This window comes from Pseudomonas sp. R37(2017) (genome assembly GCF_002113375.1).
Taxonomy (GTDB): Bacteria; Pseudomonadota; Gammaproteobacteria; order Pseudomonadales; family Pseudomonadaceae; genus Aquipseudomonas.
Genome location: NZ_NEHO01000002.1, coordinates 370,286 through 389,928 on the forward strand (window position 1 = coordinate 370,286; position 19,643 = coordinate 389,928).

Sequence of the window (19,643 nt, forward strand, 5' to 3'; positions counted from 1 at the left end):
GCGCTTTCACCTGATTTTTTAGGAGATTCGTATGACCAGCAACAATCCGCAAACCCGTGAATGGCAAACCCTGAGCAATGATCACCACCTGGCTCCGTTCAGCGACTTCAAGCAACTGAAAGAGAAAGGTCCGCGGATCATTACCAACGCCAAGGGCGTTTACCTCTGGGACAGCGAAGGCAACAAGATCCTCGACGGTATGGCCGGCCTGTGGTGTGTCGCGATTGGTTATGGTCGCGATGAACTGGCCGATGCCGCCAGCAAACAGATGCGCGAGCTGCCTTACTACAACCTGTTCTTCCAGACCGCGCACCCACCGGTACTGGAGCTGGCCAAGGCCATCGCCGATATCGCGCCAGAAGGCATGAACCACGTGTTCTTCACCGGTTCCGGCTCCGAAGGCAACGACACCATGCTGCGCATGGTCCGTCACTACTGGGCGATCAAAGGCCAGCCAAACAAGAAAGTCATCATCAGCCGCAAGAACGGCTATCACGGTTCCACCGTGGCCGGCGCGAGCCTGGGCGGCATGACCTACATGCACGAACAGGGCGACTTGCCGATCCCGGGCATCGTCCACATTGCCCAGCCGTACTGGTTCGCCGAAGGCGGCGACATGACCCCGGAAGAATTCGGTGTATGGGCGGCCAACCAGCTGGAAGAAAAGATTCTGGAAGTCGGCGTCGACAACGTCGGTGCCTTTATTGCCGAGCCGATCCAGGGCGCCGGTGGCGTGATCATTCCGCCAGACACCTACTGGCCACGCATCAAGGAAATCCTCGCCAAGTACGACATCCTGTTCGTGGCTGACGAAGTGATTTGCGGTTTCGGTCGGACCGGCGAGTGGTTCGGTACCGATTTCTACGGCCTCAAGCCCGACATGATGACCATCGCCAAGGGCCTGACCTCGGGCTACATCCCGATGGGTGGCCTGATCGTGCGTGACGAAGTGGTGGACGTGCTAAACGAAGGCGGCGACTTCAACCACGGTTTCACCTACTCCGGTCACCCGGTGGCGGCTGCCGTGGCACTGGAAAACATCCGCATCATGCGCGACGAGAAAATCATCGAGCGCGTTCATGCAGAAACGGCACCGTATTTGCAAAAGCGTCTGCGGGAACTGAACGATCACCCGCTGGTGGGTGAAGTTCGTGGGGTTGGTCTGTTGGGAGCCATCGAACTGGTTCAGGACAAGGCCACTCGCAAGCGCTACGAAGGCAAGGGCGTCGGCATGATCTGCCGTCAGTTCTGCTTCGACAACGGCCTGATCATGCGCGCGGTCGGCGACACCATGATCATCGCTCCGCCACTGGTGATCACACCGGCGGAAGTCGATGAACTGGTGACCAAGGCTCGCAAGTGCCTTGACCTGACCCTGAGTGCATTGCAGGGCTAAGTGCTAGGCTCTGAGCGAGGGAGCTGCGGCGCTCTCGCTCAAAGCTGTCACAAAGGCCGGTCTTTTCTTGAAAGACCGCCTCGGATCTTGCCAGACTAGCCGCAGTTCCAGTTGCCCGGGTTCGGCCGCTGAACAAAGTGGTTCAAAAAAGAAAAATTTGGAGCATGACGCATGATGGCATTAGGTAAAAAGCTTGCTGGCAAGACACTTCTCGCCCTGTCCGTCGCGGGCATGATGGCGGGTGCGGTTCAGGCGGACGACAAGGTATTGCACGTCTACAACTGGTCCGACTACATCGCTCCGGACACCATCGCGAATTTCGAGAAAGAGTCGGGGATCAAGGTCGTTTACGACGTATTCGACAGCAACGAGACACTGGAAGCCAAACTGCTGGCGGGCAAGTCCGGCTACGACGTGGTCGTGCCGTCGAACAACTTCCTGGCCAAGCAGATCAAGGCCGGCGTGTATCAGGAGCTGGACCAGTCCAAGCTGCCTAACTGGAAAAACCTGAACCAGGATCTGCTCAAGGCCGTTTCGGTCAGTGACCCTGGCAACAAGCACGCCTTCCCGTACATGTGGGGCTCGATCGGCATCGGTTACAACCCGGAGAAGGTCAAGGCTGCCCTGGGCGTCGACACCATCGATTCCTGGGACGTGCTGCTCAAGCCGGAAAACATCGCCAAGCTCAAGGGTTGCGGTGTGAGCTTCCTCGATTCGCCGACCGAAATGATCCCGGTCGCGCTGCACTACCTGGGCTTGCCAACCGACAGCCAGAAGAAAGAAGACATCAAGAAAGCCGAGGACCTGTTCCTCAAGATTCGTCCTTCGATCACCTACTTCCACTCCTCCAAGTACATCTCCGACCTGGCCAACGGCAACATCTGCGTAGCGGTCGGCTACTCGGGTGACGTTCAGCAGGCCAAGTCCCGCGCTGTAGAGGCGGGTGACAAGGTCAAAGTCAGCTACGCCATTCCGAAAGAGGGCGCTGGCAGCTTCTTCGACATGGTCGCCATTCCCAAGGATGCCGAAAACGTCGAGGGCGCCTACAAGTTCATGACCTTCCTGCAGAAGCCTGAAGTCATGGCCGGTATCACCAACGCCGTACGCTTCCCGAACGGTAACGCCGCTGCAACGGCTCTGGTGGAAAAGGACATCACCAGCGATCCAGGCATCTACCCGCCAGCCGATGTGCAGGCCAAGTTGTATGCCATCGCCGATCTGCCAGCGGCGACCCAGCGTGAATTGACCCGCAGCTGGACCAAGATCAAATCCGGTAAGTAAGCGGTAACCCGTGTAGGAGCGAGCATGCTCGCGATGGTCGTCAACGATAACGCGGGGTGTCTGACACCCCATGGTGTTGCAACTATCTTCGCGAGCGTGCTCGCTCCTACAGGGTTTTTTATAAAGTTTGCTGGAACGGTTTTTCGAGGGTAAGTTGCGCGCCGGTTTTGTTGCTGGGCAACCACGGTTGTCATGTAACGCGGGGCAACTTGGGCCCAACTAATTTTAGAGGACCTCCACTTGCCTGTTTTTTCTATGTTGCGCAATGCCGTGCTGATTGGCGCCGGGCTGACGATTGCTGTCAGTGCCCAGGCGGCCCGCACCGTGCATATTTATAACTGGTCGGACTACATCGGCGAGACCACTCTGGCCGACTTCCAGAAAGAGACCGGAATCAAGCCGGTTTATGACGTTTTCGACTCCAACGAAACCCTGGAAGGCAAGCTGCTGGCCGGGCGTACTGGCTACGATGTGGTTGTGCCGTCGAACCATTTCCTCGGCAAACAGATCAAGGCCGGGGCATTCCAGAAACTCGACAAGTCGCAGTTGCCGAACTACTCGAACCTCGACCCGGTACTGCTCAAGCGCCTGGAGCAGAACGATCCGGGCAACCTGTATGCCGTGCCTTACCTGTGGGGCACCAACGGCATCGGCTACAACGTCGACAAGGTCAAGGCCGTGCTGGGCGTCGACAAGATCGACTCCTGGGGCGTGTTGTTCGAGCCGGAGAACATCAAGAAGCTGCACAGCTGTGGCGTGGCGTTCCTCGATTCCGCCGATGAAATGATGCCGACCGTGCTCAATTACATGGGCCTGAATGCCAACAGCACCAAGCCTGAAGATTACAAAAAGGCCACTGACAAGTTACTCGCGGTGCGCCCTTACGTGACTTACTTCCATTCCTCCAAGTACATCGCGGATCTGGCCAACGGCGATATCTGCGTGGCGATCGGTTTCTCCGGCGACATCTTCCAGGCCAAGCACCGTGCCGAAGAAGCCAAGAAGGGCGTGAACATCGCCTACTCGATCCCGAAAGAGGGCGGCGCGCTCTGGTTCGACATGCTGGCGATTCCCAAGGACTCGAAAAACGTCAAAGAGGCCCATGCCTTCATCAACTATTTGCTGAAGCCTGAGGTGATTGCCCAGGTCAGTGATTACGTCGGCTATGCCAACCCTAACCCGGGGTCGGACAAACTGATGGAGCAGTCCATACGCACCGACGAAGCGGTTTATCCACCGCAAGAGGTTCTCGACAAGACCTATGTGTCCATCGAGCTGCCGCCGAATGTTCAACGTTTGATGACCCGCAGCTGGACCACGGTCAAGACGGGTAAATAGTTTCAAGGCTCAGACTATCCACGGTTGGCTCACCTTGAGCGAACTGCACTCTTTGTTTTTGGGAGTTTCGTAAATGGCAGTTGCCTCCGGCGCCTATAAGAAAGCCCTCGAGGGCGACCAGTCACCTAAACAGGTGCTGGTCAAAATCGACCGGGTCACGAAGAAGTTCGACGAGACGATTGCCGTGGACGACGTGTCCCTGGAAATCAAGAAAGGCGAAATTTTCGCCCTGCTCGGCGGTTCGGGATCGGGCAAATCCACTTTGCTGCGCATGCTCGCAGGTTTCGAACGGCCCACGGAGGGGCGGATCTTCCTCGATGGCGTAGACATCACCGACATGCCGCCCTACGAGCGGCCGATCAACATGATGTTCCAGTCCTACGCCTTGTTCCCGCACATGACCGTGGCGCAAAACATCGCCTTCGGCCTCAAGCAGGACAAGATCCCGGCCGCTGAAATCGATGCCCGCGTGGCCGAAATGCTCAAGCTGGTACAGATGAGCCAGTACGCCAAGCGCAAGCCGCACCAGTTGTCCGGTGGTCAGCGTCAGCGTGTGGCCCTGGCCCGTTCCCTGGCCAAGCGTCCGAAACTGCTGCTGCTCGACGAACCAATGGGCGCGCTGGACAAGAAACTGCGTTCGCAAATGCAGCTGGAGCTGGTCGAGATCATCGAGCGCGTCGGCGTAACCTGCGTCATGGTGACCCACGATCAGGAAGAGGCCATGACCATGGCCGAGCGCATCGCGATCATGCACCTGGGCTGGATCGCCCAGATCGGCAGCCCGATCGACATCTACGAAACCCCGACCAGTCGCCTGGTCTGCGAATTCATCGGTAACGTGAACATCTTCGAAGGCGAAGTGATCGAGGACGCCGAAGGCCACGCGACCATCACCTGCAAGGATCTGGATCGCCAGATCTACGTCGGCCACGGCATCAGCACTTCGGTGCAGGACAAGTCGGTCACCTACGCGATCCGTCCGGAAAAGCTGCTGGTCACCGCCGACATGCCGACCTGCCAGTACAACTGGTCCAGCGGCAAGGTGCACGACATCGCTTACCTGGGCGGGCACTCGGTGTTCTACGTCGAACTGCCAAGCGGCAAGCTGGTGCAGTCGTTCGTGGCCAACGCCGAACGTCGTGGCGCACGTCCGACCTGGGGCGATCAGGTCTACGTTTGGTGGGAAGACGACAGCGGCGTGGTACTTCGCTCATGAACATGCGCAAATTCAAACGCCGTCTCAATCGAATAATTCCCGGTGGTCGTCAGGTGGTCATCGGCATTCCATTCATCTGGCTGTTCCTGTTCTTCATGCTGCCGTTCTTCATTGTCCTGAAGATCAGCTTCGCCGAAGCGGACGTGGCCATTCCGCCGTACACCGAAATCTACAGCTACGCCGAACAGAAGCTGCAGCTGCTGCTTAACCTGGGCAACTACGCGATGCTGGGCGGTGACGAGCTGTACATCGCCGCTTACCTCGGCTCGTTGAAGATGGCGTTTTTCAGCACCATCCTCTGCCTGCTGATCGGCTACCCGATGGCCTACGGCATCTCCGTTGCACGCAAGGAAGTGCAAACGGTGCTGGTGCTGCTGATCATGATGCCGACCTGGACCGCGATCCTGATCCGCGTTTATGCGTGGATGGGCATCCTCAGCAACAACGGCCTGCTCAATGGGTTCCTGATGAGCATGGGCTGGATCGACGAACCGCTGCAGATCCTCAATACCAACCTGGCGGTCTACATCGGTGTTGTCTATTCCTACCTGCCGTTCATGATCCTGCCGCTGTACGCCAACCTGGTGAAGCACGACCCGAGCCTGCTGGAGGCTGCATCTGACCTGGGTTCGAGCACTTTCAACAGCTTCTGGAAAATCACCGTGCCGTTGTCGAAAAACGGCATCATCGCCGGCTGCATGCTGGTGTTCATCCCGGTGGTGGGCGAGTTCGTGATCCCGGAACTGCTCGGCGGTCCGGAAACCCTGATGATCGGTAAAGTGCTCTGGCAAGAGTTCTTCAACAACCGTGACTGGCCGGTGGCGTCTGCCCTGGCGGTGGTGATGCTGGCGATCCTGATTGTGCCGATCATTCTGTTCAACCGCAGTCAGGCCAAGGAAATGGAGGGTAAAGAATGAAGCGCTTCCGTTTCTCCAGCCTGATGCTGGTACTGGGTCTGTTGTTCATCTACCTGCCGATGCTGATCCTGGTGATCTACTCGTTCAACGCTTCCAAGCTGGTAACGGTGTGGGGTGGCTGGTCGATCAAGTGGTACGTCGGCCTGCTCGACAACTCGCAACTGATGGGCTCGGTAGTGCGCTCGCTGGAAATCGCCTGCTACACGGCGGTGGCAGCGGTGGCCCTGGGTACGCTGGCGGCATTCGTGCTGACCCGCATCACCCGCTTCAAGGGCCGCACGCTGTTCGGTGGCCTGGTCACCGCGCCGCTGGTGATGCCTGAGGTGATCACCGGTCTGTCGCTGTTGCTGCTGTTCGTGGCCATGGCGCAGATGATCGGCTGGCCGCAGGAACGCGGCATCGTCACCATCTGGATCGCCCACACCACTTTCTGTGCGGCGTATGTGGCGGTGGTGGTTTCGGCGCGCTTGCGTGAGCTGGACCTGTCCATCGAAGAGGCGGCCATGGACCTCGGTGCGAAACCGTGGAAGGTGTTCTTCCTGATCACCATTCCGATGATCGCGCCGTCGCTGGCAGCGGGGGGCATGATGTCCTTCGCGTTGTCCCTCGATGACCTGGTGCTGGCGAGCTTCGTGTCGGGTCCGGGCTCCACGACCCTGCCGATGGAAGTGTTCTCGGCGGTACGCCTGGGGGTCAAGCCCGAGATCAACGCCGTGGCCAGCCTGATTCTGCTGGCGGTGTCCATCGTGACCTTCCTGGTCTGGTTCTTCAGCCGCCGCGCCGAAGAAAGCCGCAAGCGTGCGATCCAGCAAGCGATCGAAGAGGCGGCCGCCGATTCGTGGAAGCAACCGGACGTGCGTCGCGCACAGGCACCGGAAGCGGCTTGAGCCTGAAGCCGGGTTGACCACAATTGTGTGGTCAACCCGGTCCCCTGTAGGAGCGAGCCTGCTCGCGAAGAGGTCGCGTCAGTCGACATCGATGTTGTCTGACGCACCGCTTTCGCGAGCAGGCTCGCTCCTACAGGTTTTTCTGGTGTCCACAGAATTTGTGATCTACAAAAATCTATGGCGCAGCCCGTGCCGGCAACAGCTTCAACGTACTGCGGGTATTGGCCGTGACCTCTTCATCATTCAGATGCGCCTGGAAATACATCCCCTCAATGTAAGCCTCGGCCTGATCATCATAGTGACTGTCGAACAGGACGCCGCTCTGTCCGACCGGGTTGACGGTCAGGCTGTGGGCCGGGTCGGCGAAGTCGATCAGGCGCCGGGTCGAGGGGCCGTAGGTGACTGGCCACGGAGCCGGGCCGATCTTCGCCGAGAGGTTGTTCGGCACTTCATGGGTGCCGGGTGCGGCGAAGGGGCCGACATTGAAGACCAGGTCCAGCGGCTTCTGTTGGCCCAGCGGGTGGCCATGGGTCAGGGTGTGCGCCTTGCCCCACTGCCATTGTGCGAAGTCCGCGCCGAAGGTGGTCTTGAGGTGGGCAATGGCGGCCTGCCATGCAGCCTTGACCGTATCGGCGCGGGTTTCCTTGTCGAGGGTGTTGCGGTTGTCCCACCACGGCGAATCGGCAGTGGCGGCCAGGCGGGGTAGCGCGGCGTCGATCACCCGGGTCGAGAGCAGCGTTTCGAAGAAGTCGCTGCCCAGCTCATCGTGCATCGTCGCGTCAGCCAGGTTGAACAGGAACTGGTTGAACAGCGTGGCGCTGGTGGAGTCGAGCGGGTAGTCGCCTTTCCACTGGGCCAGTTGCTCCACCATCTTGCGTTCGGCGGGATCGCTCACCACTTCGCGCAACACTGGCAACAGCGGCGCCAACAACCGTGGGCCGTAGGCAGTCATGGTGCCCAGCTGCAGTTTCTGGCTGTTTTCCAGGTCCCATTTGACGGCCTTGTCGCCGAGCTGGCGATTGAGCTGCTGGCCACGATCGGCGAGGTTGTAATAACCGGGAATCTCCATGCCGGTCGGTGATACCGGCTGGAAATTGGCCGAGACGATGTAGCCTCGCGCCGGGTTCTCTTCCTGGGGGTTGGCACTGAAAGGGTAGAAGCCATCCTTGTCCGACTCTGCGGTGCTGCCGTCGAGAATGAACCACGGGCTTACCCCCGCCGGGCGTATGGGCAGCTGCGCCGCCGCCCACCAGCCGATGTCACCCTTGGCATTGGCCCAGACCACGTTCAGGCCCGGTGCCTGGATTTTCGCGGCGGCGCCACGGGCCTTGGCCAGGGTGTCGGCGCGATTGAGCTGATAGAAGCCCTCCAGGATCGGGTTCTGGCTTTCGAGAAACGCCCACCACATGGCAATCGGTGTCTTGCCGACACTGGTGCCCAAGGCATCGTTGACGATCGGACCGTGGGGCGACTGGCGCAACACCAGCGTCACCGGTGCCTGGCCCTTGACCGCAATTTGCTGTTCGCTGGTCGTCATGTCCACCCACTTGCCGCGATACCAGACCTGATTGGCGTTGTTCGGGTTGACCTTTTCGGCAATCAGGTCGACGTCATCGTTCTGGAACATGGTGATGCTCCAGCCGAAGTCGTGGTTCATGCCCAGGGAGGCGAACGGCATCAAGGCCTGATAGTGGCCGTAGAGTTCGAAGCCCGGTGCCGAGAGGTGCGCTTCGTACCACACCGACGGCGCGGAAAAACGGATATGCGGATCGCCCGCCAGCAGTGGCTTGCCGCTTTGGGTCCGACTGCCCGCGACGGCCCAGGCGTTGCTGCCCTCGAACTGGGGCAGGCCGTTGTCGGCCAGGGCTTGTTCGTTCAGGCGGGCGAGGGCGTTGAGGTCTTTCCAGTCGGCGCTGGCCAGGGTGGTGCCGGCTCCGCTGAGCACGCCTTTGGGCTGCCAGTCGAGATCGAAAATGTTCAGGTACTCAGGCCCCAGTTGATCGCGCACGAATGTCAGCAAGGGTTCGGTACGAAAGGCCGCGGCAAAACTGTAGGCCATGTAGCCGGCGATGCTGATGGTGTCCTGGGCGGTGAACGGGCGTTTTGGAATGCCCAGCACATCGAACTCCACGGGTTTGGCGTGGCTGTCCTGATACTGGTTGATGCCGTCCAGATAGGCTTGCATGGCGATGAAGGTGGGCGACTGCTTGTCGAGGTTCGCGAAGTAGGTTTCGGCGCGTTCGCGAATACGCAGGCTGCGCATCAGTTTGTCGGTGTCGAGCAGTTTCGGCCCGAGCACTTCGGCCAGTTCGCCACGGGCCAGGCGACGCAGCACTTCCATCTGGAACAGGCGGTCCTGGGCATGTACGTAGCCGAGGGCACGGTACAGGTCGGTTTCGTTTTCGGCGCGGATATGCGGGACGCCGCGCTCGTCGTAGCGCACGCTGACCGAGCCTTGCAGATGCTGCAATTCCACCATGCCCTGGCGTGACGGCTGCTTGCTGTAGAGATACCCGCCGGCCCCGGCGGCCAGCACGACGATCAGCAGAGCGAGAGCGGTCAGGCTGCGTTTCATGGCGACTCCTTGTTGTTATTGTGGTTCCAGAGGGTGCTGTGTAACACGGTGCGCCGGTCTGACGCATCGCCCGTAGGAGGGATTCGTGTCGGCGCGTCTTTGCCTATTTGGCGGGACCGACAGGCCACGGGCAGTAACACCCCACCGCCAGTGTGTGTGTTGCACTCACCGCACGCCCTTCATCCAGCGCCTGCAGGATCGGTTCGATAAAGCTGTTGCTCGAGTTGCAGGTCAGGCCTTCGCTGTAGGGGCCGAAGTACGCCAGTTTGCCACTGCGGTCCCAGATCGCCACGGCGGGGCTGGCGGGGATCTGTTCGGAACCGGGCAGGACATCGATGGTTTTCAGGCAGCTCAAGGTGCTCGGCAACTGGCCGTGGCTTCCGGGCTTTTGCACCGCATAGAATTCCACGCCATGGGGTGCGTAGCGCTCGACCAGCTCGGCTAGATGCTGTTGATTGCCGACATTGCACGGGCAGGCCGGGTCCCAGAAGTGCACCAGGCGTATGGCGCCAGGGCCTGCGAGGTTATCGGGAAGGCGCAGCGGATCACCGGAGAACATCGCCGTGTGCTCGCTGAACGCCCGCAGGTAACGCCCCTGAAACCAGTCATAGGCCGCCCACAGTATGCTGGCACACACCACGGCGAGCAGGCTGGCAAACAATGTGGCGCGAAAGGGCGGGCGCATCGGTTCAATCCTCGAAGGTCGGCTAGCTTGCCATGCTTGCCGCGACAGAAGAATATCGCAGGCCTATAAAGTCCGTTTCACGTTCTGGAATCGTCCATGCCGGCTACTTTCGACCCTGATCTACTGCGCGCAAGCTTGCTGCCACTGGCGGCCGGTCAGCCGTTGTCGGCGCAGGCGCAGGCCTACCAGCGATTCTACGGGCTGGATTTTGCCCCGCGTCAGGTACGCAGTGGCCTTGGGCGATTCGAGGTCGATGGCTATGAACTGGTCAGCCAGTTCTGGTGGCCCGAACGAGCCAAGGCGACGCTGTTTGTCATCCACGGTTTCTACGACCACACCGGGCTCTACCGGCATGTGATCGAGTGGGCGCTGGACCAGGGGTTTGCGGTGATGGCCTGCGACTTGCCGGGGCATGGCTTGTCCAGCGGTGAACGGGCGAGCATCAAGGATTTCTCCGAGTATCAGGACACCTTGCAAGGCTTGTTCAGTGAGGCGCAATCCCTCGATTTGCCGCAACCGTGGCACCTGTGCGGGCAGAGTACCGGCGGGGCAATCGTGATCGATCATGTGTTGAATACGGGGGCGAGCAGCCCGGCCCAGGGGCAGGTGATCCTGCTGGCGCCGCTGGTGCGGCCGCGGGCGTGGGGTTGGTCACAATTGAGTTACTACGTGCTCAAGCCCTTCGTCAAAGCCATCGCCCGGCGTTTCAGCGAGAACTCCAACGACCCGGCCTTTCTGCCATTCCTGCAAGCCGATCCATTGCAGCCTCTGCGTCTGCCAACCGCCTGGGTGGGTGCGTTGGCACGCTGGATCAAACGCATCGAGGCAGCGCCGATGAGTACCCGCCGGCCGCTGATTGTGCAGGGCCAGGCCGACATGACGGTGGATTGGGAGCACAACCTGGAGGTGTTGCGGGGCAAGTTTGATCGGCCGCAGGTGCTGATGCTGCCCGAGGCGCGGCATCATCTGGCGAATGAGACGCTGGTGATGCGGCAGGAGTATTTCGGGTTTTTGACCAAGCGGATAAAAGGCCGGAATTCTTAGTGACAGTGCGGGCCCTTCGCGAGCAGGCTCGCTCCCACAGGTTTTGCGGTGATCAGAAAATAGTGGGCTACTGTGGGAGCGAGCCTGCTCGCGAAAGCTATCTAGAGGGACGCCGAAGATCACTGGGCCAGGTTCGAATTGCTCTGTCCCACCGCCAACCCGGCCCGGATCGCCGCCAGCGCCGCTTGATAATAAGCCTGACCTTCCGCCGATTCGGCAAAGGTCGAGAACTCTTCCAGCTCGTCGTCAGACAGATCGCGATAGACATACAGCAGCGTGTTGTTGAGGTCGCTGCCGATCTGGTCCATCAGGCGTTGGCGCTGGCCATTGAGCATGCCCTGGGCCTGACCGGCACCGAGCAACCCCGGGATCATCGAGCTCAAGCTGTCGGCGGCAACACCGGCAATCGCCAGGCTGACTTCCGCGCCGGCCTCGCGTGCAGGCAGGGCTTGTGCCAAATGACCGATGATCAGCAGGCGGCTGTCACTGGCCTGCATCTTCGGCAGGCCCTTGGCGTTTTTCGCCAGTTGGTCGCGACGGGTCGCCAGCAGCTCGGCGGCGACGATCTTCTTGCCCAGGGGCGACTGGAAAAATGCCAGCGCGGGTTTGGGGTCGGCGAGGTTCTTGCGCAATTGCGCTTCGGCGCGCTGGTCCACGGCCTTGGCGGAAAAACGCTGATTGCTGTTGCTGACCAGTGCCTGAAACACCGCCGGAGGCAGGCTGCCCTGATAGCGTTGCTGGGCCGCCGAGAGGGCGTCGCTGAAATGCGCGCGTTGTTCCGGCCAGCCGGCAACCTTGTACAACTGGTCGTGGCTGTCTGCCCAGGCGGGCATGACGCAGAACATCAGCATTGATAAAAGCAAACGGCGCATAGGGACTCCACTCAGCAGGCGACTATTCTCCGTGCGGTATCGGCACTTGTCGAGAATTCGTATCAACCCGCTGTGCGGCTCTGTCGGATTTCCGGGCACAGGAATACTATGCGCGCCATGCAAATATCCTCTGATCACCCGCTGTTGCTGCGAATCGTCGACGACCTGGCCGAACATGGCTGGTCGCAGCAGAATATTTTCCTGCCTCTGGACCTGACCCGGGCGCTGGCGGCCGAGTGTCGCAAGCGTGCTGCCGAAGGCGAGTTGGCGCCGGCTGCCGTGGGCCGTGGGCTGTCATCGGAGATCCGCGAAGGGATTCGTGGCGACCATATCCAGTGGATCGACCCCGGCCAGACCGAGGCTTGCGACAGCTACCTGAGCCTGATGGACAGCCTGCGCGAGGCGATCAATCGCGGTCTGTTTCTCGGTCTCGAGGATTTCGAAAGCCATTTTGCGATGTACGCTCCCGGTGCCTTCTACCTCAAGCACGTGGACCGCTTTCGCGATGACGACCGGCGCATGGTTTCGGCGGTGGTTTACCTCAATGACGCCTGGCTTCCCGAGCACGGAGGCCAGTTGCGAATGTACCTCGACGGCGATCGCGTCCACGACGTGCAGCCTACCGGCGGCTGCCTGGTGGTGTTTCTCTCCGGCGAAGTCCCCCACGAAGTCCTGCCCGCGACCCGTGATCGCCTGTCTTTGACCGGCTGGTTCCGTCGTCGCGGCAACGAGCCGTTCTGATCATGCAGAAAATTCTCGTCAGTCGTTGCCTGTTGGGCCACCGCGTCCGATACGACGGCGGGGCCAGCGGACCGTTCGATCAGCTTCAGCAGTGGCTTGATGAGGGGCGGGTCGTGCCGTTGTGCCCGGAGGTCGCCGGTGGCTTGCCGACGCCTCGGGCGGCAGCGGAGATTCCGGGCGGTCAGGGCGCGCAAGTCCTCGATGGCCAGGCATTGGTGATCACTGGCGAAGGCGAGGACGTCAGTGTGCAGTTCCTGTCCGGGGCGTATCAGGCGTTGGAGCTGGTGCAAAAACATGGCATTCGCATCGCCATCCTCAAGGCCAACAGCCCGTCCTGCGGCAATCTGCTGACCTATGACGGGACGTTCAGCGGCGTGAAGGTCAGCGGCGAGGGCGTGACGGCGGCACTGCTCATGCGCCATGGGGTGCGGGTGTTCAGTGAGTTGGAACTGCCGCAAGCGGCGCAGGCATTGGCAGCACTCGATTAACCAACGACACAAGACCCTGTAGGAGCGAGCATGCTCGCGAAGGCGGCCTGACATTCAACATCAATGTTGACTGGACTGGCCTCATCGCGAGCATGCTCGCTCCTACAGGGTGCCCGGTGATTTCAGGGCTTGGGCGCCACGCTCGCATCCGCCCCCAGCCACTTCTGCTCAAGCGCTTGCAGCCGTCCGTCATCCTTGATTCGCTGCAACGCGTTTTCCAGGCTGGCATGGAACGCCGGATTACCCTTCTGAAACGGAATCGCCAGGCTCACGGCCGGATTGGTTTTGGGTTTCTCTTCTGTCAGCGACTGCACCAGCAAAATGGAGCGGGGCTCTTCTTTCTGCGCGATCAATTGCGCATGGGTCTGGATGTAGGGCTCGCTGAAGTCGAAACGATCCTTGAGATCCGGGGTCACTGCTATGTGATTGATGGCGATGTCGTATTTGCCGCTTTCGACACCAGTCAACAGATCGCTGCCGTCGGTGACGACAAAGTCGGCCCGGACATCGAGCTCACTTGCCAGCAGACGACCCAATTCGACTTCGAAGCCGGTGAGTTCGTCGTCTTTCTTGAAGTTGAATTGGGGAGTATTGGCTTCAACGGCAATGCGCAATTCACCCCGGTCGTTGATGTCATCAATCAGTTCGGCGTGAGCCAACGGGCTCAAAAGGGGTAGCAGGCAGATCAGGCCAGGCAGAAAGCGCATGGTCACTCCTTTGAAATTTTTATCGCGACCCTCTGATTCAGGCTCGCTTTGCTATGGTTGTCGAGTGCCTTCGACAACAAATGGCTATGAAGTTGTCATGGTCGCGTGGATTTTACGGAAAAACTGGAGAAGAGAATGAAAACCTTTATGTCACGTGCTGCCTTGGCTGGCCTGTTGATGGGTGTTTCTGTGCTGGCCAGTGCTGCAACGCCGGCTCCGAAAGGCGCCGAAGTGTCCATCGTGTCTCCCAAGGACGGTGCGACGGTTCCACAGACTGTCGTGGTGAAGTTTGCCGTCGAGAACATTTCCCTGGCTCCGGCGGGCGATCCCACCAAGAACAGCGGTCATCACCACTTGCTGATCGATGTCGATGAGCTGCCAGCTGCCGGTGCGCCGATCCCCAAGGATGACAACCACCTGCATTACGGTGGAGCGCAGACCCAGGCTGAAGTGACGCTCACGCCGGGCAAGCACACCTTGCAGCTTGAACTGGGCGATAGCAACCACATCCCGTTCGATCCGCCGATCGTTTCCGAGAAGATCACCGTCAATGTGAAATAAAAAAGGGAGCCCGCTTCGCTGGGGCTCCCTTTTTTATAGTTGCAAGCTGCAAGCTATAAGCTTCAAGTCAAAGCAAACGCAAACTCAACTTGCCGCTTGAAGCTTATCGCTTGTCGCTGTTCTGTTAGAACAGAACTCGACTACGGATGGTGCCGTTGACGTGTTGCAGCTTCTCTTGCGCCAGGTCCGAATACTCGGCGTCGACGTCGATGACCACGTAGCCGACCTTCTCGTTGGTCTGCAGGAACTGGCCGGAGATGTTGATGCCGTTTTCGGCGAAGACCTTGTTGATCTCGCTCATCACGCCCGGGATGTTCTCGTGGATGTGCAGCAGACGGTGCTTGCCAGGGTGAGCCGGCAGGGCCACTTCCGGGAAGTTCACGGACGATACCGAAGTACCGTTGTCGCTGTACTTGACCAGTTTCTCCGCGACTTCCAGGCCGATGTTGGCCTGGGCTTCGGCAGTGGAGCCGCCGATGTGCGGGGTCAGGATCACGTTGTCCAGGCCACGCAGCGGGCTTTCGAACTCTTCGTCGTTGGAGCGTGGCTCCACCGGGAATACGTCGATGGCCGCGCCGATCAGGTGTTTGTCCTTGATGGCGGCCGCCAGGTGGTCCAGCTCGACCACGGTGCCGCGGGCGGCGTTGATCAGGATGCCGCCTTTCTTGATCGCGCGGATTTCCTTCTCGCCCATCATCCACTGGGTAGCGGCGGTTTCCGGTACGTGCAGCGAAACGATGTCGGACATCCCCAGCAGTTCGTGCAGGTTGCCTACCTGGGTGGCGTTGCCCAGTGGCAGCTTGGTGACGGTGTCGTAGAAGTACACCTGCATCCCCAGGCCTTCAGCCAGGACCGACAGTTGAGTACCGATCGAGCCATAACCGACGATGCCCAGCTTCTTGCCACGGATTTCGAAGGAGTTGGCCGCGCTCTTGATCCAGCCGCCACGGTGGCAGGAAGCGTTCTTCTCAGGGATGCCGCGCAGCAGCAGGATCGCTTCGGCCAGCACCAGCTCCGCTACGGAACGGGTGTTGGAGTACGGTGCGTTGAACACGGCGATACCGCGCTCGCGAGCAGCGTCCAGGTCGACCTGGTTGGTGCCGATGCAGAAACAGCCGACCGCGACCAGCTTCTTCGCGTGATCGAAGATCTCTTCGGTCAGTTGAGTGCGTGAGCGAATGCCGATGAAGTGAGCATCCGCGATCTTTTCCTTGAGCTGGGCTTCCGGCAGAGAACCAGTGAGGTACTCGATGCTGGTGTAGCCCGCCGCCTTGAGGACGTCGACAGCCGATTGGTGGACGCCTTCGAGAAGAAGGAACTTGATCTTGCTCTTATCGAGAGAAGTCTTGCTCATCTGCGTAAACCTGTATCCCGGAGAAAAATGGCAGGGAAGGGAGCAGCCCGGAGCTGACCCGGACGGCAGGAAAGCCGTCACCGCAGAACAGCCCTTGGGCACTATCCTGCGGGGTCGGTATGCTAGCATATGCACCCCGCTAAACACTCATTCCTGCGACGTGAAGCGTTCTCAGGATGACCATGAATTGTTCGAGAGTTCTGTCGATGACCAATCCTGCCCTGATTGAAGAGCTGAAGACCCTGGTTGAGCCTGGCAAGGTGTTGACCGATGCCGACTCCCTGAATGCTTACGGAAAGGATTGGACCAAGCATTTCGCCCCGGCCCCGACCGCCATCGTGTTCCCCAAGACCACCGAGCAGGTCCAGGCCGTTGTCCTGTGGGCCAATAAACACAAGGTGGCGCTGGTGCCGTCCGGTGGCCGTACCGGGTTGTCCGCTGCCGCAGTGGCAGCCAATGGCGAAGTGGTCGTGTCGTTCGACTACATGAACCAGATTCTCGATGTGAACCTCACCGACCGTACCGCCGTCTGCCAGCCGGGCGTGGTCACCAAGCAGTTGCAGAACGTCGCCGAAGAAAAGGGCCTGTACTACCCGGTGGACTTCGCATCGTCCGGTTCGAGCCAGATTGGCGGCAATATCGGCACCAATGCCGGCGGAATCAAGGTGATTCGCTACGGCATGACCCGTAACTGGGTGGCCGGCATGAAAGTCGTCACCGGCAAGGGCGACGTGCTGGAACTGAACCGCGACCTGATCAAGAACGCCACCGGCTACGACATGCGTCAGCTGTTCATTGGCGCCGAAGGCACTCTCGGTTTCGTGGTCGAAGCGACCATGCGCCTGGACCGTGCACCGAAAAACCTCACCGCGATGGTGCTCGGCACCGCCGACTTCGACTCGATCATGCCGGTGCTGCACGCCTTCCAGAGCAAACTTGACCTGACCGCCTTCGAGTTCTTCTCCGACAAGGCCCTGGCCAAAGTCATGGCTCGTGGCGATGTCCCGGCGCCGTTCGAATCCGACTGCCCGTTCTATGCGCTGCTGGAATTCGAAGCGACCACCGAAGAAGTGGCCAACCACGCCCTGGAAACCTTCGAGCACTGTGTCGAGCAGGGCTGGGTACTGGACGGTGTGATGAGCCAGAGCGAGACCCAGTTGCAGAACCTGTGGAAGCTGCGCGAATACATCTCGGAAACCATCTCCCACTGGACGCCGTACAAGAACGACATCTCGGTAACCGTGTCGAAAGTCCCGGCGTTCCTGAAGGAAATCGACGCGATCGTCGGCGAACACTACCCGGATTTCGAAATTGTCTGGTTCGGCCACATCGGCGACGGCAACCTGCACTTGAACATCCTCAAGCCGGATAACCTGAGCAAGGACGAGTTCTTCGCCAAGTGCGCCACCGTCAACAAGTGGGTGTTCGAAACCGTCGAGAAGCACAACGGCTCGATTTCCGCCGAGCACGGCGTGGGCATGACCAAGCGTGATTACCTGACCTACAGCCGTTCCCCGGTGGAGATCGAGTACATGAAAGCCGTCAAGGCAGTGTTCGACCCGAACGGCATCATGAACCCGGGCAAGATTTTCGCGGTTTGATTTTCGAACGTTAAGAGCCAACGAAGCAGGAGTCGGTAATGAGCTATCAGCACCAGTATGTCGACGGTACGCGCATTCACTTCCCGCTGGGGAAAGTGGTGTGTATTGGCCGTAACTACGCCGAACACGCCAGGGAGTTGGATAATCCGGTGCCGACCGAACCGCTGCTGTTCATCAAGCCGGGCAGTTGCGTGGTGCCGCTGGAAGGTGGTTTCAGTATTCCGACCGAGCGCGGTTCGGTGCATTACGAAGCGGAAATCGCGGTGTTGATCGGCAAGCCATTGTCGACCAGGCCGAGTGTTGAAGAAGTGCTCGACGCCATTTCCGGTTTTGCTCCCGCCCTGGACCTGACCTTGCGTGACAAACAGGCCGAGCTGAAATCCAAGGGGCTGCCGTGGGAAATCGCCAAGTCCTTCGACGGTGCGGCGGTGATTGCTCCGTTCGTGTCTGGCAGCACCTTTGCCGACCTGACCGACATCGGCATCCGCCTGACCATCAACGGCGAAGTTCGCCAGGACGGTAACAGCAGCGCCATGCTCAACCCGATCGTACCGATGATCCAGCACATGGCCGGTTGCTTCTCGCTGCAGGCCGGTGATGTGATCCTGACGGGTACACCGGTGGGCGTCGGTCCGCTGAATGTCGGTGACGAAATTGTCCTGGAACTGCCGGGCGCCAGCCGCTTTACCAGCAGCGTTCGTTAGCTGTAACACCGTTGTGCCCTGTGGGAGCGAGCCTGCTCGCGATTGCGGTGTGTCATTCAGCATCTCTGTTGACTGACACTGCCTCATCGCGAGCAGGCTCGCTCCCACAGTCGTATGTGGTGGGCTGAAGTTCGGATTGCACACAGTTCCATCCTGTCATTTCCCGTTTTTTTCACATCCGGTCTGGATAATTTCAGGCATTCGGCCTCTGGGCCGCCCCAAATTGTGCTATTACCCCTAGCCCGAATTTCTGGAATGCATTCCCCGATGGCCACTGCTCCGCTTTCCAAGCTTGAATCTGCCCGCCGCTCACGCTTCGCCCTGCGCTGGTACACCTGGCTATTGCTGGTGGCGGTTGTTGCCTATGGTGTCGCCTTCGCCATGCACTGGGATGCGCGGGGTATTCTCTGGGTGAAAGAGCAGTTCAAGACCCCGGCCGAGCGCCAGGCGAGCATCTGGCTTCCGGACTATCGGGCCGTGATCGATGCCAAGCCGCTGCCGGGCATGGAGAAGGACGAAGCATCGGACGTGGCCTATGACCCTCAGACCAAAACCCTGTTTTCGGTCATGGGCAAGAACCCGTTCCTGGTCGAATTGAACTTGCAGGGCGATGTGCTGCGCAAGATGCCGCTGGTGGGTTGGAACAACCCTGAGGGCGTCACGGTGCTGGGTGACGGCCGACTGGCCATTGTCGATGAGCGCGAGCACCTGATCGTTATCGTCAAGGTCGATGCCGATACTCGCGAGCTGAATATCGCCGATTTCCCCAAATACGATCTCGGTCCTTCCAAAGACCAGAACAAGGCCTTCGAAGGTGTCACCTGGGATCCGCGCAATCAGCAACTGGTGCTGGGCGAAGAGCGCCCGCCGGCATTGTTTACCTGGAGCGGTGACGGCAAGGCCCTTACCGGCGACAAGCTGAAGCTGGCCAGTCATGCGCTGGACATGCGCAACCTGTCTGCCCTGGCCATCGACCCGCGCACCGGTCACATGCTGGTGCTGTCCGCCGATTCGCACCTGTTGCTGGAGCTGGACACGAAGGGCGAGCAGGTCAGTTTCATCACCCTGCTGCGCGGCTTCAACGGTTTGAAAAACACCATTCCCCGCGCCGAAGGCGTGACCATGGACGAAGCGGGGACGCTGTACATGGTGAGTGAGCCGAACCTGTTCTATCGCTTCGAAAAGCAGCACTGACGTTCAGGGTTTGCAGGATTTCTAGCGCTCGGTTGTAGGACTGGGCTAGTGGCCATTAAGCTTCAGTTCAGACAGGCGTGAT

General features: G+C 59.8%; 18 protein-coding genes. 13 read left to right on the forward strand and 5 right to left on the reverse strand.

The genetic code is table 11. The features are described 5' to 3' along the window. Positions 1-31 precede the first annotated feature (31 nt). The 6 genes from CAG47_RS04870 (at position 32) to CAG47_RS04895 (ending at position 7,035) form a co-directional block, all read left to right on the forward strand. A complete protein-coding gene (locus tag CAG47_RS04870) occupies positions 32-1,396 on the forward strand; it encodes an aspartate aminotransferase family protein (protein ID WP_085723797.1) in 1,365 nt (454 codons plus the stop codon). A gap of 171 nt (positions 1,397-1,567) precedes the next feature. Further along, positions 1,568-2,677 (forward strand): polyamine ABC transporter substrate-binding protein, encoded by a 1,110-nt coding sequence (locus CAG47_RS04875; protein WP_085723798.1) that lies wholly within the window; start codon positions 1,568-1,570, stop codon positions 2,675-2,677. A gap of 240 nt (positions 2,678-2,917) precedes the next feature. After that, positions 2,918-4,015, forward strand: a complete 1,098-nt coding sequence (locus CAG47_RS04880) for a polyamine ABC transporter substrate-binding protein (RefSeq protein WP_085723799.1) — start codon at positions 2,918-2,920, stop codon at positions 4,013-4,015. 73 nt (positions 4,016-4,088) lie between these two features. Next, positions 4,089-5,231, forward strand: a complete 1,143-nt coding sequence (locus CAG47_RS04885; RefSeq protein WP_085723800.1) for an ABC transporter ATP-binding protein — start codon at positions 4,089-4,091, stop codon at positions 5,229-5,231. After that, on the forward strand, positions 5,228-6,148 hold the full coding sequence (locus CAG47_RS04890; RefSeq protein WP_085723801.1) for an ABC transporter permease subunit: 921 nt from the start codon (positions 5,228-5,230) through the stop codon (positions 6,146-6,148). Before CAG47_RS04885 ends, CAG47_RS04890 begins: the two co-directional genes overlap by 4 nt. Further along, positions 6,145-7,035, forward strand: a complete 891-nt coding sequence (locus tag CAG47_RS04895; protein WP_007993121.1) for an ABC transporter permease subunit — start codon at positions 6,145-6,147, stop codon at positions 7,033-7,035. Before CAG47_RS04890 ends, CAG47_RS04895 begins: the two co-directional genes overlap by 4 nt. A 175-nt stretch (positions 7,036-7,210) precedes the next feature. Here the strand turns inward: CAG47_RS04895 and CAG47_RS04900 are convergent, their stop codons facing one another. Together CAG47_RS04900 and CAG47_RS04905 are read right to left on the reverse strand one after the other, a co-directional pair. Beyond that, entirely contained in the window at positions 7,211-9,610 is a 2,400-nt protein-coding gene (locus CAG47_RS04900) for a penicillin acylase family protein (RefSeq protein WP_085723802.1), read from the reverse strand. A gap of 103 nt (positions 9,611-9,713) precedes the next feature. Next, entirely contained in the window at positions 9,714-10,295 is a 582-nt protein-coding gene (locus tag CAG47_RS04905) for a DUF6436 domain-containing protein (RefSeq protein ID WP_085723803.1), read from the reverse strand. Between the two features lie 96 nt (positions 10,296-10,391). On the opposite strand from CAG47_RS04905, the gene CAG47_RS04910 reads away from it, so the two are divergent. Then, complete coding sequence (locus CAG47_RS04910) at positions 10,392-11,339, forward strand: alpha/beta hydrolase (protein WP_085723804.1); 948 nt, start codon at positions 10,392-10,394, stop codon at positions 11,337-11,339. Between the two features lie 119 nt (positions 11,340-11,458). On the opposite strand, the gene CAG47_RS04915 is transcribed toward CAG47_RS04910, so the two are convergent. Further along, positions 11,459-12,211, reverse strand: coding sequence for a DUF2059 domain-containing protein (locus tag CAG47_RS04915; protein ID WP_085723805.1), 753 nt, complete (start codon positions 12,209-12,211; stop codon positions 11,459-11,461). 108 nt (positions 12,212-12,319) lie between these two features. Here CAG47_RS04915 and CAG47_RS04920 point away from each other — a divergent pair, with 108 nt between their 5' ends. After that, positions 12,320-12,952, forward strand: coding sequence for a 2OG-Fe(II) oxygenase (locus CAG47_RS04920; protein ID WP_085723806.1), 633 nt, complete (start codon positions 12,320-12,322; stop codon positions 12,950-12,952). A gap of 2 nt (positions 12,953-12,954) precedes the next feature. Continuing rightward, positions 12,955-13,440 (forward strand): DUF523 domain-containing protein, encoded by a 486-nt coding sequence (locus CAG47_RS04925; protein ID WP_085723807.1) that lies wholly within the window; start codon positions 12,955-12,957, stop codon positions 13,438-13,440. 122 nt (positions 13,441-13,562) lie between these two features. Here CAG47_RS04925 and CAG47_RS04930 read toward each other — a convergent pair whose 3' ends face one another. Then, the gene (locus tag CAG47_RS04930) at positions 13,563-14,147 is read right to left on the reverse strand and encodes a transporter substrate-binding domain-containing protein (RefSeq protein WP_085723808.1); all 585 of its coding nucleotides are present in this window, start codon (positions 14,145-14,147) and stop codon (positions 13,563-13,565) included. A 135-nt stretch (positions 14,148-14,282) separates the two neighbouring features. On the opposite strand from CAG47_RS04930, the gene CAG47_RS04935 reads away from it, so the two are divergent. Then, positions 14,283-14,708 (forward strand): DUF4399 domain-containing protein, encoded by a 426-nt coding sequence (locus CAG47_RS04935; protein WP_085723809.1) that lies wholly within the window; start codon positions 14,283-14,285, stop codon positions 14,706-14,708. A gap of 124 nt (positions 14,709-14,832) precedes the next feature. On the opposite strand, the gene serA is transcribed toward CAG47_RS04935, so the two are convergent. Further along, complete coding sequence (serA, locus tag CAG47_RS04940) at positions 14,833-16,062, reverse strand: phosphoglycerate dehydrogenase (RefSeq protein WP_085723810.1); 1,230 nt, start codon at positions 16,060-16,062, stop codon at positions 14,833-14,835. Positions 16,063-16,268: 206 nt separating this feature from the next. Here serA and CAG47_RS04950 point away from each other — a divergent pair, with 206 nt between their 5' ends. From CAG47_RS04950 to CAG47_RS04960, 3 genes are all read left to right on the forward strand, one after another. Beyond that, entirely contained in the window at positions 16,269-17,663 is a 1,395-nt protein-coding gene (locus tag CAG47_RS04950; protein WP_085723811.1) for an FAD-binding oxidoreductase, read from the forward strand. Between the two features lie 38 nt (positions 17,664-17,701). Continuing rightward, positions 17,702-18,367 (forward strand): fumarylacetoacetate hydrolase family protein, encoded by a 666-nt coding sequence (locus CAG47_RS04955; RefSeq protein ID WP_085723812.1) that lies wholly within the window; start codon positions 17,702-17,704, stop codon positions 18,365-18,367. A 267-nt stretch (positions 18,368-18,634) separates the two neighbouring features. Further along, positions 18,635-19,561 carry an SdiA-regulated domain-containing protein gene (locus CAG47_RS04960; protein WP_085723813.1) on the forward strand — a complete coding sequence of 309 codons (927 nt, stop codon included), beginning with the start codon at positions 18,635-18,637 and terminating at the stop codon, positions 19,559-19,561. Positions 19,562-19,643: the final 82 nt, after the last annotated feature.

Bases quoted from the DNA above. Each gene is read 5' to 3' on its own strand.
- CAG47_RS04925 (WP_085723807.1), top strand. From the start codon at position 12,955: ATGCAGAAAATTCTCGTCAGTCGTTGCCTGTTGGGCCACCGCGTCCGA.
- CAG47_RS04955 (WP_085723812.1), top strand. From the start codon at position 17,702: ATGAGCTATCAGCACCAGTATGTCGACGGTACGCGCATTCACTTCCCG.
- CAG47_RS04910 (WP_085723804.1), top strand. From the start codon at position 10,392: ATGCCGGCTACTTTCGACCCTGATCTACTGCGCGCAAGCTTGCTGCCA.
- CAG47_RS04960 (WP_085723813.1), top strand. From the start codon at position 18,635: ATGGCCACTGCTCCGCTTTCCAAGCTTGAATCTGCCCGCCGCTCACGC.
- serA (WP_085723810.1), bottom strand. From the start codon at position 16,062: ATGAGCAAGACTTCTCTCGATAAGAGCAAGATCAAGTTCCTTCTTCTC.
- CAG47_RS04885 (WP_085723800.1), top strand. From the start codon at position 4,089: ATGGCAGTTGCCTCCGGCGCCTATAAGAAAGCCCTCGAGGGCGACCAG.
- CAG47_RS04930 (WP_085723808.1), bottom strand. From the start codon at position 14,147: ATGCGCTTTCTGCCTGGCCTGATCTGCCTGCTACCCCTTTTGAGCCCG.
- CAG47_RS04905 (WP_085723803.1), bottom strand. From the start codon at position 10,295: ATGCGCCCGCCCTTTCGCGCCACATTGTTTGCCAGCCTGCTCGCCGTG.
- CAG47_RS04875 (WP_085723798.1), top strand. From the start codon at position 1,568: ATGATGGCATTAGGTAAAAAGCTTGCTGGCAAGACACTTCTCGCCCTG.
- CAG47_RS04895 (WP_007993121.1), top strand. From the start codon at position 6,145: ATGAAGCGCTTCCGTTTCTCCAGCCTGATGCTGGTACTGGGTCTGTTG.
- CAG47_RS04935 (WP_085723809.1), top strand. From the start codon at position 14,283: ATGAAAACCTTTATGTCACGTGCTGCCTTGGCTGGCCTGTTGATGGGT.
- CAG47_RS04890 (WP_085723801.1), top strand. From the start codon at position 5,228: ATGAACATGCGCAAATTCAAACGCCGTCTCAATCGAATAATTCCCGGT.
- CAG47_RS04900 (WP_085723802.1), bottom strand. From the start codon at position 9,610: ATGAAACGCAGCCTGACCGCTCTCGCTCTGCTGATCGTCGTGCTGGCC.
- CAG47_RS04920 (WP_085723806.1), top strand. From the start codon at position 12,320: ATGCGCGCCATGCAAATATCCTCTGATCACCCGCTGTTGCTGCGAATC.
- CAG47_RS04915 (WP_085723805.1), bottom strand. From the start codon at position 12,211: ATGCGCCGTTTGCTTTTATCAATGCTGATGTTCTGCGTCATGCCCGCC.
- CAG47_RS04950 (WP_085723811.1), top strand. From the start codon at position 16,269: ATGACCAATCCTGCCCTGATTGAAGAGCTGAAGACCCTGGTTGAGCCT.
- CAG47_RS04870 (WP_085723797.1), top strand. From the start codon at position 32: ATGACCAGCAACAATCCGCAAACCCGTGAATGGCAAACCCTGAGCAAT.